General features: G+C 47.1%; 15 protein-coding genes. All 15 read right to left on the reverse strand.

The annotated features are described in order from the left end of the window. Positions 1 to 2 precede the first annotated feature (2 nt). A complete protein-coding gene (locus tag BM099_RS03855) occupies positions 3 to 815 on the reverse strand; it encodes a protein phosphatase CheZ (RefSeq protein WP_090724690.1) in 813 nt (270 codons plus the stop codon). 23 nt (positions 816 to 838) lie between these two features. After that, the gene (locus tag BM099_RS03860; protein ID WP_090725250.1) at positions 839 to 1225 is read right to left on the reverse strand and encodes a chemotaxis response regulator CheY; all 387 of its coding nucleotides are present in this window, start codon (positions 1223 to 1225) and stop codon (positions 839 to 841) included. Positions 1226 to 1342: 117 nt separating this feature from the next. After that, positions 1343 to 2053 (reverse strand): RNA polymerase sigma factor FliA, encoded by a 711-nt coding sequence (locus tag BM099_RS03865; protein ID WP_090724694.1) that lies wholly within the window; start codon positions 2051 to 2053, stop codon positions 1343 to 1345. A 23-nt stretch (positions 2054 to 2076) separates the two neighbouring features. Further along, complete coding sequence (locus tag BM099_RS03870) at positions 2077 to 2892, reverse strand: MinD/ParA family protein (protein WP_090724696.1); 816 nt, start codon at positions 2890 to 2892, stop codon at positions 2077 to 2079. 16 nt (positions 2893 to 2908) lie between these two features. Beyond that, positions 2909 to 4357 carry a flagellar biosynthesis GTPase FlhF gene (gene flhF, locus BM099_RS03875; RefSeq protein ID WP_090724699.1) on the reverse strand — a complete coding sequence of 483 codons (1449 nt, stop codon included), beginning with the start codon at positions 4355 to 4357 and terminating at the stop codon, positions 2909 to 2911. 38 nt (positions 4358 to 4395) lie between these two features. Beyond that, positions 4396 to 6513, reverse strand: coding sequence for a flagellar biosynthesis protein FlhA (gene flhA / locus BM099_RS03880; RefSeq protein WP_090724702.1), 2118 nt, complete (start codon positions 6511 to 6513; stop codon positions 4396 to 4398). A 121-nt stretch (positions 6514 to 6634) separates the two neighbouring features. Then, entirely contained in the window at positions 6635 to 7771 is a 1137-nt protein-coding gene (gene flhB, locus BM099_RS03885) for a flagellar biosynthesis protein FlhB (protein WP_090724704.1), read from the reverse strand. After that, positions 7764 to 8549 carry a flagellar biosynthetic protein FliR gene (gene fliR, locus BM099_RS03890; RefSeq protein WP_090724707.1) on the reverse strand — a complete coding sequence of 262 codons (786 nt, stop codon included), beginning with the start codon at positions 8547 to 8549 and terminating at the stop codon, positions 7764 to 7766. The genes flhB and fliR overlap by 8 nt, the downstream gene beginning before the upstream one ends. Before the next feature lie 3 nt (positions 8550 to 8552). After that, positions 8553 to 8822 carry a flagellar biosynthesis protein FliQ gene (gene fliQ, locus BM099_RS03895; RefSeq protein WP_090724709.1) on the reverse strand — a complete coding sequence of 90 codons (270 nt, stop codon included), beginning with the start codon at positions 8820 to 8822 and terminating at the stop codon, positions 8553 to 8555. A 9-nt stretch (positions 8823 to 8831) separates the two neighbouring features. Further along, positions 8832 to 9569, reverse strand: a complete 738-nt coding sequence (fliP, locus tag BM099_RS03900) for a flagellar type III secretion system pore protein FliP (protein WP_090724711.1) — start codon at positions 9567 to 9569, stop codon at positions 8832 to 8834. Then, on the reverse strand, positions 9566 to 10075 hold the full coding sequence (fliO, locus tag BM099_RS03905; RefSeq protein WP_090724713.1) for a flagellar biosynthetic protein FliO: 510 nt from the start codon (positions 10073 to 10075) through the stop codon (positions 9566 to 9568). The genes fliP and fliO overlap by 4 nt, the downstream gene beginning before the upstream one ends. Next, positions 10075 to 10479 (reverse strand): flagellar motor switch protein FliN, encoded by a 405-nt coding sequence (gene fliN, locus BM099_RS03910; protein WP_090724716.1) that lies wholly within the window; start codon positions 10477 to 10479, stop codon positions 10075 to 10077. The genes fliO and fliN overlap by 1 nt, the downstream gene beginning before the upstream one ends. A gap of 25 nt (positions 10480 to 10504) precedes the next feature. Next, the gene (gene fliM, locus BM099_RS03915; RefSeq protein WP_090724718.1) at positions 10505 to 11485 is read right to left on the reverse strand and encodes a flagellar motor switch protein FliM; all 981 of its coding nucleotides are present in this window, start codon (positions 11483 to 11485) and stop codon (positions 10505 to 10507) included. 20 nt (positions 11486 to 11505) lie between these two features. Next, complete coding sequence (locus BM099_RS03920; protein ID WP_090724719.1) at positions 11506 to 12018, reverse strand: flagellar basal body-associated FliL family protein; 513 nt, start codon at positions 12016 to 12018, stop codon at positions 11506 to 11508. Positions 12019 to 12100: 82 nt separating this feature from the next. Beyond that, positions 12101 to 13948: a flagellar hook-length control protein FliK gene (locus tag BM099_RS20255; protein WP_143083726.1), complete on the reverse strand. Its 1848-nt coding sequence runs from the start codon at positions 13946 to 13948 to the stop codon at positions 12101 to 12103. Between the last annotated feature and the right edge of the window lie 42 nt (positions 13949 to 13990).

Consider the following 13990-nt stretch of genomic DNA (forward strand, 5'->3'; position numbering starts at 1 on the left):
ATTCAAAAACCCAGACTGGAAAGCAAATCATCAACATCATCTTGATCAGCAGCCACACCCGGGTTATTTTTTCCAGCCAGTTGCGGCCCTTCTGCTTCAATCGGATCTTTTTTCGCTTTTTCTTTAGTCTCAACCTGGGATTGGCCGGCATTCAAGCCACTAATTCGCTCAACCTTGGCAGCCATATCCATTAATTGAACCAAGCTACCCTCAACCTGAGTTACCAGTGTGATTACACGTCGGATAAGTTGCCCGGTAATATCCTGATAGCTTTGAGAAACCAGTATTTCAGTTAACTCATGGCGTAAATCTTTTACCGCCATTTCTGATTCTTTAGAAAGCTGATTCGTCCGATCGTAGACACCATGTAAACCTTCAAACTCAGATTCAAGCTGCCCGACCAACGAAAGCAGATCCACAAAACGGCCGCTCTGTTGATCCAGTTTATCCACTAGCGCTAATGACTTATCAACACGATCCATAGTGTCGTGAGAAGTCTTCTCTGTCAGCTCAATAACATAGCTTAAACGTTGAGAGGCATCTGCCATCCCGTGAATGGAATCAGCTTTCCCGTTGCCTGGTTCAGTATGGACTTTTGCATCATCAGAAAAAGATTTAATGGCCTCATGTAATCCACGGGTCAAATAGCCGACCTCATTATAAAAAGCCAGATGCTTCACCTGCTGAAGCTCGTTAATAATGTTCAAGCCACTATTTATATCGCCGCTATCCAGCACAGACACCAGCTCATTCGCTTTAGCCTGCAATAACGCCTCAAAGCCATCCAGCCCCTGAGAACAATCTGCTTCAGACATAATAATTCACTTCCTTAAACAGATTAGCTTCCGATGCGGTCAAATATTTTATCTATTTTTCCTTTCAGGACAGCCGCAGTAAAAGGCTTTATAACATAACCGTTAACGCCAGCCTGGGCAGCAGCAATAATCTGTTCCCGCTTAGCTTCTGCTGTCACCATCAAGATAGGCATACCCGCCATCTTAGGGTCAGCACGAACAGCGCGAACCAAGTCAATGCCTGTCATACCCGGCATATTCCAATCCGTAACCAGAAACTGAACCTCACCCTGCTGCAAAATAGGCATTGCTGTTTTACCGTCATCGGCTTCAACAACATTGGTGAAACCCAGGTCACGAAGCAGATTTTTTATAATTCGTCTCATTGTTGAAAAGTCATCAACTACAAGAATTTTGATGTCTTTTTTCAAGACGATATCCCCCATTCAGAAACATTAAGAGAATGGATCTGATTTAACGTTTATCCTGATTAGAATTTAGACCATTTTTTCAGAAAATGGAGAATTCGGGCATTTTTTTCGAGAGTTTTATTGCCAATCTCTCAGCCGACCACGAAGCCGGTGAGCTGCCTGACTGTGAATTTGACTTACCCTTGATTCACTAACACCCAACACCTCACCGATTTCTTTAAGATTCAGTTCTTCATCATAGTAAAGTGCCAGCACTAGTTTTTCCCGCTCAGGCAGCGAATCGATAGCACTCGCCAGCGCCAGCTTAAAGGCGTTTTTTTCCGTATGAGCTACCGGACTTGGCTCAACTCCAGCCAACTGCTCTCCCGGTCGATCATCACTATCATTGGTCATCTCTTCAAAGCTAAAGAGGCGACTTTCGTGTGAATCTTTAAGCAGGTCATGATAATCCGCTACACTGATATCCATTTCTGCTGCTATTTCGCTATCGGTGGCATCTCGCCCCAGTGCAGCTTCAATTGTCTGAATAGCTTGTGTAATACGGCGACCATTACGATGCACAGAGCGCGGCGTCCAATCACCACGGCGCACTTCATCAATGATTGACCCCCGAATACGAATTCCAGCATAGGTTTCAAAACTGGCACCCTTAGAAGCATCGTACTTCTTGGCGGCCTCAAGTAAGCCGATCATGCCGGACTGTATGAGATCATCGACAATAACACTGGCAGGCAAGCGCCCCATTAAATGATAGGCGATACGCTTTACCAGCGGTGCATACTGTTCAATCAAATCGTGACTTGACGTAATATTTAGCGGGTTATACATGGAGCCCCTTTCCAGACCCGGAATTAAACACCCTGAACCAGCCGTTCAACGAAGAACTCGAGATGCCCTCGCGGAGCATCCTGGACTGGCCAGTCATCTACTTTTTTAGCAAGCTGCCGGTAAGCAAGTGCCGCTTTGCATTTAGAAAAAGCTTTTAAAACAGGAGTTTGGCGACGCACCGACTTGCGAACATGCTCATCATAAGGGATTGAGCCGACGTATTGAAGCGTTACATCCAGGAAGCGATCAGTAACAGTCGAAAGTTTGTTAAACATATTCCTTCCTTCTGTATCTGTTTCCACCATATTTGCCAACACCCTGAAACGAGTCATCCGATAATCACGATTTAATAGCTTGATAAGCGCATACGCATCGGTAATAGAGGTAGGCTCATCGCATACCACCACCAGCACCTCTTGCGCCGCACGTACAAAGCTAATCACCGATTCAGAAATACCTGCAGCCGTATCAATTACCAGAACATCGATCTCTTCGGCAACCTCATTAAAAGCATAGACCAATTCTGCGTGTTCATGTGCACTTAACGATGTCATTTCCTGTGTGCCGGAGCAGGCAGGAACAATGCGCACATTTTCTGTCACATCCAGCATGACATCGGTTAGATTACACTCACCTGAAAGAACATCACTAATATTCTTTTTCGGACGCAAGCCCAACATAACATCGACGTTAGCCAAACCAAGATCGGCATCCATCAGCACAGTCCGCTGTCCCATTTCGCCCAACGCTATAGATAGGTTAACTGACACATTGGTTTTACCAACGCCGCCTTTACCACCGGTGACCGCTATCACTTTAACTGAGTGCTGCTTCTTCATTGTTTATGCTCTGCCCTTATCCAGCCGACGAAAGTGCAGATGTTCCTCCTGTTGCCGACAACGCACGAGTACGCTCTCTTTCCAGTGTTTTTTGTGCAGTAATCACTGCACGGCTCACAAGATCGTTCCGTTGCGCAACTTCAATATCATCAGGCACTTTTTGCCCGTCAGTAACATAAGCAATAGGCAAAGCTTTCTCTACCACCAAAGCCAAGGCCTCACCCAGACTTCCGGATTCATCCAACTTACTGAGAACACAACCATTCAAACCAATACTCTGATAATTATCGTAGGCATCCTCAAGCACTTGCCGCTGGCTTGAACACGAAAGCACCAGTAGTTTTTTCAACCTTACCGAAACGCCGCTCAACATCTCTTTCTGAGCCTCACTCGGGCCCTCATGCTGACTCATTCCAGCCGTATCTATCAGTACCAGGCGCTTACCACGCAACGACAACAACACTTCATCCAATGTATTATTTTCATCAACTACGCGTACCGGTACATCCAATATCCGCCCGAAAGTTTTTAATTGTTCGTGTGCAGCAATACGATAGGTATCAGTCGTGACTAACGCCAGGCCTGCACTACCATGACGAAGTACATAGCGCGCTGCCAATTTACCAATTGAAGTTGTTTTTCCAACACCTGTCGGACCAACAAAAGCAATCATGCCTCCGCGATCGATATAATCTTCACTCATAACCGGCACAGCATCAGTTAATTTAGACAAGGTAATGCGCCATGCTTTGGCGATATCCAGATCGCTTTCAAGACCTCGGATCAGCTGAGCAATCAAGGTATCATTCAGACCCATTCTTTCGAATCGTTTAATCAACTTCCCCTCTACACCAACAGGAGCAGCCTGCTTTCGTTGCGGCGCCTCTTCTACCCAGATTTTTCGGGAAGGGGTCTGCATCTGTTGCTCAAGTAAAGCCTTCAGTTGCTGAATTTCCTGTTGCATGCTCTCGATAGCTAAGTGATCCTGCGACAAAACATCTGGTTTATTGTCCGGCGCTTCTAACGGATCTTCATCATCGAGCAATTCAGCCTTTCTTGCTTCCTGACGGGTTTTTAATGATGCCAGTATTGATTGTAGATCATCTTCATCATCCTGCTCGATTTGAAGGTTACGTTTACCTTCCGCATGATAGGGGGTTTCTTTTTCAGCCTGCTCACTCGCTTCGGCGATACGCATCCGGGCTTGTTTCAGCTCATCGTCCAATGCCTGCCGGCTTCGATCTGCGGTCAGAACACGTACCTGATCTTCCTTACGTTTTTTCTTTTCATATTCGCGTTTAAATTCAGCCTGAGCGGCTTCAAATTCATGCTCATGCGCAGCCACAACCTCGACCCCACCCGCGACCCGGTGGTTTGAAACAATCACAGCATCAGGACCAATTTCTTCTCGTGCCCGACGCATAGCCTGACGCATGTCAGGGGCAAATATACGTTTAACTTTCATAGATAACCCACCTATGATGAGCAATTAACATCGCCAACTTATGCATTCTGGCCGCCTACTGTTGCCACGATGGTAATTTTTTTATTTTCAGGTATTTCCTGATAAGAGAGCACATGTATCAACTGTTCGCTATAACGAACAAATTTCGACATAAGTGGCCGGACAGGCGCAGCGACTAATAAAATAGAAGGCTGCCCCATCATCTCCTGCTTTTGCGCTGCATCAACCAATGAACTTTGCAAACGCTCAGCCATACCCGGCTCAAGCACCATGCCACTTTCTCCTGCTTGCTGACTCTGCTGCACTGAATTTAGCAGCAACTGCTCTAGTTGCGGATCCATAGTAATCACAGGAATCTCCATATCAGAGCCGTTGATAGTCTGGACTATCAATCGCGATATTGCCACGCGAACCGCTGCTGTTAACGCTACAGGATCTTGTGTTCTGGCTACCGCTTCAGATAAAGCCTCAGCAATACTTCTGAAGTCTTTCAGTGGCACCTGCTCCATCAGCAGGTTTTGCAATACTTTTAACAGGCTACTGATCGATAGCTTAGCCGGAACCAGATCCTCAACCAGTTTAGGCGAGCTTTTAGCCAGCATATCTAATAACTGCTGCACCTCCTCATGACCCAGCAATTCATGCGCATGACTCTGCAATATCTGATTTAAATGCGTCGCGACCACTGTACTGGCATCCACCACCGTATAACCCAGCGTCTGGGCCTGCTCGCGCAGCCCTAACTCGATCCAGGTTGCATCCAGACCAAAAGCAGGGTCCTTCACATCAACACCCTTTAACGTACCAAAAACTTGTCCGGGGTTAATTGCCAGATCCCGATCAGGATATATTTCAGCTTCACCTACAATAACACCCATTAAAGTAATCCGGTAAGCTCCCGGCATTAAATCAAGATTATCCCTTATATGAACAGACGGCACCAAAAAGCCCAAGTCCTGAGAAAGTTTTTTCCTCACGCCTTTTATTCTGTTGAGTAACTGACCGCCCTGCAATTTATCAACCATCGGAATCAATCGGTAGCCGACTTCCAGCCCTATCATGTCAACCGGCATAACGTCTGCCCAGTCTAACTCTTTATGTTCAGCAACTGATTCTGAATCCGCTGCGGGCCTGGACTGCTTTTCCTCTTCGCTCGCCAGCGCATCTGCTTGCGCTTTAGTTTTAATCATCCACCAGGCGCTCCCTCCCGCGACAGCTGCAAGAGACAAGAAAGCCACATGCGGCATTCCCGGCACGCTCCCCATAATCCCGAGAATAGCAGCGGCCACAATCAGTGCCTTAGGCGAGGCAAACAGCTGGCTGATAATCTGCTTACCCATATCCTGAGCACTATTTTGACGTGTCACCATAATGGCGGCTGCTGTAGACAACAGCAAGGAAGGGATCTGAGCAACCAGTCCATCGCCGATAGTCAACAACGCATAGTATTCAGCGGCCACCTCAAAAGACAGGTCATGCTGAATCATTCCAATCATCAACCCACCCAGAATATTGATAACCAAAATCAATATTCCGGCAACAGCATCACCTCGCACAAACTTTGAAGCACCATCCATAGAACCATAAAAATCGGCTTCCTGAGTAACATCCTGGCGTCTGACTTTAGCTTCATCCTGATTAATCAGACCCGCATTAAGATCAGCATCAATTGCCATTTGCTTACCGGGCATAGCATCCAGGGTAAATCGGGCACTCACTTCAGAGATTCGCCCCGCGCCTTTGGTAACTACTACAAAATTAATAATCACCAGTATCAGGAATACTATGATACCAACGACATAGTTACCGCCAATAACAACGGAACCAAATGCCTCAATGACTTTCCCTGCTGCATCTCCGCCCTCATGCCCATGAAGTAGAACAACGCGTGTTGAAGCAACATTCAACGCCAAACGCATCAGCGTTGCGACCAGCAAAATAGTAGGAAAAACGGCAAAATCCAGCGGACGTAAAGCATAAATACCGACCAAAAGAACGACGATCGATAAAGCAATGTTAAAGGTAAATAGCATATCGAGCAGAAAGGTAGGCACGGGCAATGTCACCATCGCCAAAATAATCAGCAACAGGAACGGCACGCCAAGGTTACCCTGGCTAAAACCTCGTGCATTACTAAGAAAGACAGCCTTATCCAATACGATCTCGCGTCAAAAAAACAGCACAAAAAAAATAACGCCATTTATTTGGCGGAATAACAACTTATATCCAAATAAATAACACGTTTAGCGTTTATATATGCAATTTTCGAGCCGCGATTTACTCGTGCTGGTAATCTTGAGGAATATTAATATCTTTATCACGCAAAGGAACCGGTTTCTCCGATTGATTAGCCTTAAAACGTTTAAGCTGAAAAACATAAGCCAACACTTGAGCGACGGCCTTATAAAGCGCAGAAGGCACTTCCTGATCTATCTCCGTACTGTAATACAAGGCTCTGGCAAGAGGCGGGGTGGATAAAACCGGAACATCATGCTCCTTAGCTATTTCACGAATTTTCAGGGCAACAAAATCAGCCCCCTTAGCCACAACGATAGGCGCATCACGATCACCTGAAACATATTTCAAAGCGATGGCATAGTGCGTTGGATTCGTAATCACGACATCAGCAGTCGGCACTTCTGTCATCATTTGGCGTTGCGCTATCTCACGTTGCATCTGGCGAATCCGCCCCTTAACTTCGGGCTTTCCCTCGGTGTTTTTCATTTCATCTTTAACTTCCTGCAGCGTCATTTTCAATTTTTCAGAATAATCATGTAACTGAAAAGGGATATCAACCAAGGAGATAAGGATCAAGCTACTGCTGATCACCAGAAAGGACCAACCCACCAATTCAACAGCGTGGGCTATCGCTACCCGTACATCTTGCCCGCCTAATGCAAAAAGCTCTGGTGTGAGAATAGTCAGCACAGTAATAGCAAATGCAGCAACCAAGACAAATTTCGCGAACGCCTTAGCCAACTCAACCAATGCTTTCACAGAAAACATACGCTTAAGGCCCGCTAATGGATTAAGGCGACTCATCTTTGGCTGTATTGAATCCGCACTGAAGTTAAGCCCACCTAACGCTATAGGCCCAATCAACGCAGCCAGAGCCACCATCACCATAAACCCCAGCACCGCCCAGATCATCTCCTGAACTGAAGCACCAAAATGGATTAACATTAAACGACTATCAAACAACTCTTCTCTGCTAAGTTCAAAATTCGCAGCCATCATAGCCGCCGTTCGTTGCGCAGCACTGGTTCCAAAAAGCAGCATCGCTCCGGCAGCAGCCAACAACAAGGCCGTAGCATTAAGTTCTTTAGAGCGGGGGATATCGCCTTTCTCGCGAGCTTCGCGAAGGCGCTTGGGTGTGGGGTCTTCTGTTTTTTCCTGCCCCGTTTCTTCAGCCATCAGATACCTCGATCAATTGCGCGATCACACCTAAGGCATGATCAGCAATTAATTCAAATTGCCCCAAAAAGCCAGACAGGCTGATCCAGGTAATCAGCAACCCCATCACCATAGTAAAAGGAAAGCCAATTGCAAAAATATTCAACTGAGGCGCCGCCTTAGTCATGATGCCAAAAGACAGATTAATCACCAGCAACGAGGTGACTGCCGGCAACGCCATCAACAACGCGCCACTAAACATCCAGGTACCGGCCAACGCAATATCCATAAACTTGATGGCCGCAAAGTTAATCATTGTCACCGGAATAATATCAAAACTCTGAGTAATCACATTTAACATGACTAAATGCCCATTCATTGCAAGAAACAGTAACATTGTCAACATCAGATAGAACTGCCCCAACACAACAACAGAGACGCCGTTAACCGGATCCGTCATAGACGCAAAACCCAACCCCATCTGGTTTGCAATTAACTGCCCACCCACAGCAAAAATCTCAAACATAATATGCAACGCAAACCCAAGCGCTGCACCGATCAGAATCTGCTGCGCAATCAAAACGTAGGTATGCAAGGTTAAACCATCAGCAACAGGGGGAGCAGGCAGTACCGGAACCAGAACGGCAGTGATACCCATGGCCAAACCCATACGGATACGGGCAGGCACCAACTGAGTACCAATCATTGGCATCGCCATTAAAAATGACGCTATACGAAAAAAAGGAAATAAAAAAGCGGATACCCAATGCTCAATCTGCAGCAGACTTATATCCAGCATACGCTACCCGATCATCATCGGTATACTTTCAAAAATTTTATTAAATTGATCCATGAGTTTGGTAATCATCCATGGCCCCATGGCCAGAATAATCAGCAAAATCACCATTAAGCGCGGCAAAAAACTTAATGTTTGCTCATTTATCTGAGTGGCTGCCTGAAAAATTGCTATCAATAGCCCTACCAGCAAACTTGGCACAACAATTACCAACACCAGGGTAATAATCAGCCATATTGCCTCGCCGAATACATCCAGTAATAGTTGAGGTGTCATGCAGAACTCCTAGATTCCGAAACTGGCCGCCAGTGTACCGATAATCATAGCCCAACCATCCACCAGAACGAATAGCATTATTTTAAATGGCAATGAAATAATAACCGGCGAAAGCATCATCATACCCATCGCCATCAACACACTGGCAACCACCAAATCAATCACCAGAAAAGGAATAAAAAGCATAAAGCCTATCTGGAATGCTGTTTTTAACTCACTGGTGACGAAAGCAGGCACCAGCACAGTAAAAGGCACCTCCTCGGACGACTCTACAGGCGGTGATTGCGCCAGACGCAAAAATAAATTCAGATCATTTTCTCTGGTTTGATGCATCATAAAACGATGAAAAGGCAGACCTGCAGCTTCAACTGCCTCAAGGGTAGTAAGTTCTTCATTCAGATAGGGCTGCACCGCCACCTGATTTACCTCTTCAAGCACGGGCGTCATAATAAAAAATGTCAGAAATAATGCCAGCCCAACCATAATCTGATTGGAGGGTGTTGACTGCAAGCCTAATGCCTGACGCAATATAGCAAATACTATAATTATTCGCGTAAACGACGTCATCATCATGATCATGGCTGGCAGGAATGTCAGCATGGTCATCAATGCAAGGATCTGGATCGTCACACTGTAGGTTTGAGCGCCGGCCTCATTAGTTGTCAGGTTAAAAGCCGGGATGCCGACATCAGCCGCCATGGCAATACCCGAAAACAGAAACAATATTATCAGCAAGACACCCCTCATTTAGAGTCTCCTGCAACAATACTTTCTTTCATACTGTCTTTAAGCGTCTTTGCAAATTCGCTTTTGGGCGCTGTCGATATCACTTTTTCAGGAAAAGACTCTAATAAAGAAACATGCCCGGCAGCCACCCCTAGCAGCAATTGCCGATCTCCCACCTCGATCAGCACTGCCCGTTCGCGAGTTCCCAGGGACAAGGAAGAGACTATTTTCATCTTCTGATGAGACTGATGTAAATTGGATACCCGACGTAAAGCCCAGGCGAGTAATAAAATAACGACGACAACCAATGCCAGCCCAAGCAACATCTGCATAATTGCCTGAGATGTCAAAACATCCTGACTAATCGGCGCTGCTGGCTCTATAGCCGCCTCTTTAACTGCTTCCCTGGTCGTCTCCCTGGCTGTTTCTCCAGCCAACTCTCCAGCCGACTCTTCAGCTGCAATAAGCGTACTGGAAAACAGCGCGAGCCCGGCAAACACGTAATAGCCATATAAGTAATTTTTCATTAGCGAAGATGCTTAATACGCTCTTGAGGACTAATAACATCCGTCAACCGAATACCATAGCGATCATTAACGACCACAACCTCGCCATGAGCAATCAGGGTACCATTAACCATCACATCCAGTGGTTCTCCGGCAACCCTATCCAACTCTACAACCGATCCCTGACTTAGCTGTAATAAGCTTCTGATGGAAATATCAGTATTTCCTACCTCCATCGACAAAGTCACCGGAATATCAAGAATCACATCCAATTTCGGATCAGATATCGGTACAGAATCGTCTTTCAACTCATCAAAATCAACAGAGGCAGCTTGCCCCGTTTGTTCCTCTAAAGCAGAAGCCCACTCATCAGCCATTGCCTGCTGATCGGCATCTACCTCAGTATTATCTTTTTCATTACTCATACAGATAACTCTGGCAGTTTATGCATTATTCATGCTTTGCGACTTGGTCTACGATTTTAACAGCAAGATTGCCACGCGATGTTCCCATTTTACAACTGAAGACAGGCACTGAGTTGGCTCTCAGCGTTAAGTTTTCTGGTATTTCAATAGGAATAATGTCACCCGGCTGAAGCGCCAAGACCTGACGCAGGGTAAGCTCTCGCTCAGCAACGCGCAAGCTGATATTCAGAGGAGCGAGCACAATATCTCTTCTCAGGGCTTTCACCCATCGATCATCTTTTTCATTTTCTGATCGCTGAAAACCTGATATCAACAGATCACGTATCGGCTCTAGCATTGAGTACGGCATGGTGATATGAAACTCACCTGTACCTCCCTCAAGATCCACCTGAAAAGTGCTGACAACCACGACCTCTGATGGACTGACGGCATTTGCCATGGCTGGATTCATTTCATGACCTACCCGCTGAAACGACAACTCCATGACGGGCTTCCATGCTTCCACCAAATCGGCAAAAAACAGATCCAGTGTTTTATACACCAAGCGTGTTTCCGTTGGGGTAAAGTCGCGCCCTTCAATTTTTGCATGACGCCCATCGCCACCAAAAAAATTATCCACCAACTTGAACACAAGCTTGGCATCCATAATAAACAAAGCAGTCCCTCTCAACGGAGGAACTTTCACTAAATTCATACTGGTCGGGACATACAGTGTATGGATGTAGTCACCATATTTCATGACTTGCACACCACCCACGGTGACATCTATTGTTTTTCTTAATAAATTAAACAAACTGGTACGAGTGAAGCGCGCAAAGCGCTCATTGATCATCTCAAGCGTTGGCATCCTGCCACGAACAATGCGCTCGTGGCTTGCCAGGTCGTAAGGCCGAACTTCACCGCGCTCATACTCTTCAGGCTCTTCCGCCGTGTCAACATCTCCATCGTCAACACCATGCAGCAACGCGTCAATTTCTTCTTGAGATAAAAGATCTTTAACCGACATTAAGCTTCAGTCTCCCGACTCTACTGCATTACAAAATCAGTAAATAAAATTTTCTCGATGCCCGGTTTACCAATTTTTTCTTGTAAAAACTCCTGAACCAATCGGGTCGATTCCTGACGCAACTTCTCTTTACCCTCAATAGATTGCAAGTCTTCGAAAGACTGAGAACTAAATAGTTCATTCAGACGCGAAACCACTAAAGGCATATGCAGCGTTAACGCATCAACCACATCCTGCTCTCTGCTTTTAGCTTCTACAAAAGTTCTGAGGTAATGGCGTCTTCCATCGGCAGACTTTAACGTTGCCACAAATGAAGGTTTCCCGCCTAATGTACGCACTTTTGAGTAAATCGCTTGTTTACGGACCGGCTCCGTTTCAGCCGCAGAATTGTCAGAAGAAGGTCCCAATAAAAAATAAGCAGCTCCCGCACTTAATGCAGCGACTAATAAGGCCCCGATCACTGCAAATATAATGAGCTTCTTCTTCGACTTACCGCCTTCAACCGCCCCTTCAGCTGTTATCTCCTCTGCCATCCTACCTCCTGCTTATACTAGCCATTAACACGTTAACCAAACGAACACTTTAAATATAACATATAGATAGGATGACTATCGCTTATGCATAATAATCTACCAAAGATAATCCGACACTGCTTTTTTCTGGCATCTCTACATTTTGCTCAGGCACTGACTCATAACCATTATCGGTAAACATCTCTCGCTGCCTGCGGCCCTGCTCAGACGAGTGATCATTAACTAACGACTCACCAAGATCCAACCCCTGCTCTGCCATCATTTCACGCAATCTTGGCATACTTTGTTCAACCGCATCCCTGACATTCGCATGCGGCGAGGTAAAGGTCACACTCACCTGATCCTGATAAATATGCAGCTTCACCATCAAAGACCCCAATTCCGGAGGATCCAGTTGAATCGTCGCCGATTGAACATTCTGATTAGCCGCCCACATTACTCGTTCCGACATCGCCTGCTGCCATCCGGGATGCACGGGTGTCATGCCGGCCGGCATCTGAACCTGGACACCAGAAGCCGGTTTAACCAATGTAGGCTGGTGTGTCGATCCCAACAAATGCAGGTCATTAGACCGATCCCTTGCCGTAGTCGCCTCTTGCGGCTCAGAGGCCCCAGTGGCTAACGCTGAATTACCGAACGGTAACTCTTTCTTCTGCGCTAACGGTACTTGTAATGAAACCGGTTGATTCTCACTGACGCCATCATCAACAGGCAACACTATCGGAGCAGCCGCAGCGGTAACACTCCGCTCCTGCCCCGTACTCATTTTCAATCCCTCAGGTACCTTTAGCCCTTCAGATGTCATGGAGGACTCAGCTTTGCTAATTCGATCACCTTTACGTTGAGCCTCCTCAACAGATCGACTGATAATCGACTCCACGCCGGCACTTTTAGCCTGAGCATTTTCACTTTGAACCTGCGCAGCCGACGGCACCTGCTGTGCTGTCTGAGCTGCCTGCGCGGCCTGAGCGGTCTGGGCTGTCTGCGCTGTCTGAGAGGTCTGCGCTGTCTGAGCGGCCTGAGCGGCCTGCGCGGTCTGAGCGGTCTGAGCGGTCTGAGCGGCCTGAGCGGCCTGAGCTGTCTGAGCGGTCTGAGCGGTCTGAGCGGCCTGAGCGGCCTGAGCGGCCTGAGCGGCCTGAGCTGTCTGAGCTGTCTGAGCGGTCTGAGCGGTCTGAGCGGTCTGAGCGGTCTGAGCGGCCTGAGCTGTCTGAGCTGTCTGAGCTGGCTGAGCTGTCTGAGCTGTCTGAGCGGCCTGAGCGGCCTGAGCGGCCTGAGCTGTCTGAGCTGTCTGAGCTGTCTGAGCTGTCTGAGCTGTCTGAGCTGTCTGAGCTGTCTGAGCGTCTTGAGCTGCCGCTCTGCCAGCTTGGCTAACGACAGGCTCCAACAGAGAAGCCGGTTGCTCTTTCAGACTTAAAACAGGAGCTGCCAAAGCATCACCCGAAGCACTACTTAACGCACCACTCTTAGCAGCAGTATCAGCTACACTCTTAACACTATTTGCCAATCCGGGCTCGACTAAAGAGCTCAGAGTTTCAGGCAAAGAAACAGAAACAGAAGCTGCGCCAATGATATCAAACGGAGGAGGTGAATACGGCAACACAGCGGCCAGGTATGGCAACTCCTGTCCTTCCAAAGGCAAATTAATGCCTTCACCGGAGACCGGCAAGACCGAGCCGCTCTCGCCTGAACTGTTTCCCAAACTCTCTCCTAAATTCTGCCCTAACTTTTCTCCCAAACGCTCCTCCAGGCCCATCTCTTTCAGCAAGGCACTGAATTCGGAGGATACTGCAGCAGGTAGTGAGCCGTTAGCTAAAGCCCCGCCAGATAAGAGCGAACCTTTTATACCTGCAGCTGTACCTATACCGGTACCGCCAACAGGTCCGCCGGACGGCTGAAGAAGCATATTGAGCTGAGTCAGTTGAGAGGCCATTCCATTTTCCACCATTCAAATCTAATACTGATATTGACATTA

It is taken from the genome of Neptunomonas qingdaonensis, from assembly GCF_900113275.1.
GTDB classification, from domain to species: domain Bacteria; phylum Pseudomonadota; class Gammaproteobacteria; order Pseudomonadales; family Balneatricaceae; genus Neptunomonas; species Neptunomonas qingdaonensis.

What these genes read in the sequence shown, in the direction of transcription:
- BM099_RS03855 (WP_090724690.1), bottom strand. Translation starts at nt 815, where the DNA reads ATGTCTGAAGCAGATTGTTCTCAGGGGCTGGATGGCTTTGAGGCGTTA.
- BM099_RS03865 (WP_090724694.1), bottom strand. Translation starts at nt 2,053, where the DNA reads ATGTATAACCCGCTAAATATTACGTCAAGTCACGATTTGATTGAACAG.
- BM099_RS03870 (WP_090724696.1), bottom strand. Translation starts at nt 2,892, where the DNA reads ATGAAGAAGCAGCACTCAGTTAAAGTGATAGCGGTCACCGGTGGTAAA.
- flhF (WP_090724699.1), bottom strand. Translation starts at nt 4,357, where the DNA reads ATGAAAGTTAAACGTATATTTGCCCCTGACATGCGTCAGGCTATGCGT.
- flhB (WP_090724704.1), bottom strand. Translation starts at nt 7,771, where the DNA reads ATGGCTGAAGAAACGGGGCAGGAAAAAACAGAAGACCCCACACCCAAG.
- fliR (WP_090724707.1), bottom strand. Translation starts at nt 8,549, where the DNA reads ATGCTGGATATAAGTCTGCTGCAGATTGAGCATTGGGTATCCGCTTTT.
- fliQ (WP_090724709.1), bottom strand. Translation starts at nt 8,822, where the DNA reads ATGACACCTCAACTATTACTGGATGTATTCGGCGAGGCAATATGGCTG.
- fliP (WP_090724711.1), bottom strand. Translation starts at nt 9,569, where the DNA reads ATGAGGGGTGTCTTGCTGATAATATTGTTTCTGTTTTCGGGTATTGCC.
- fliO (WP_090724713.1), bottom strand. Translation starts at nt 10,075, where the DNA reads ATGAAAAATTACTTATATGGCTATTACGTGTTTGCCGGGCTCGCGCTG.
- fliN (WP_090724716.1), bottom strand. Translation starts at nt 10,479, where the DNA reads ATGAGTAATGAAAAAGATAATACTGAGGTAGATGCCGATCAGCAGGCA.
- fliM (WP_090724718.1), bottom strand. Translation starts at nt 11,485, where the DNA reads ATGTCGGTTAAAGATCTTTTATCTCAAGAAGAAATTGACGCGTTGCTG.
- BM099_RS03920 (WP_090724719.1), bottom strand. Translation starts at nt 12,018, where the DNA reads ATGGCAGAGGAGATAACAGCTGAAGGGGCGGTTGAAGGCGGTAAGTCG.
- BM099_RS20255 (WP_143083726.1), bottom strand. Translation starts at nt 13,948, where the DNA reads ATGGCCTCTCAACTGACTCAGCTCAATATGCTTCTTCAGCCGTCCGGC.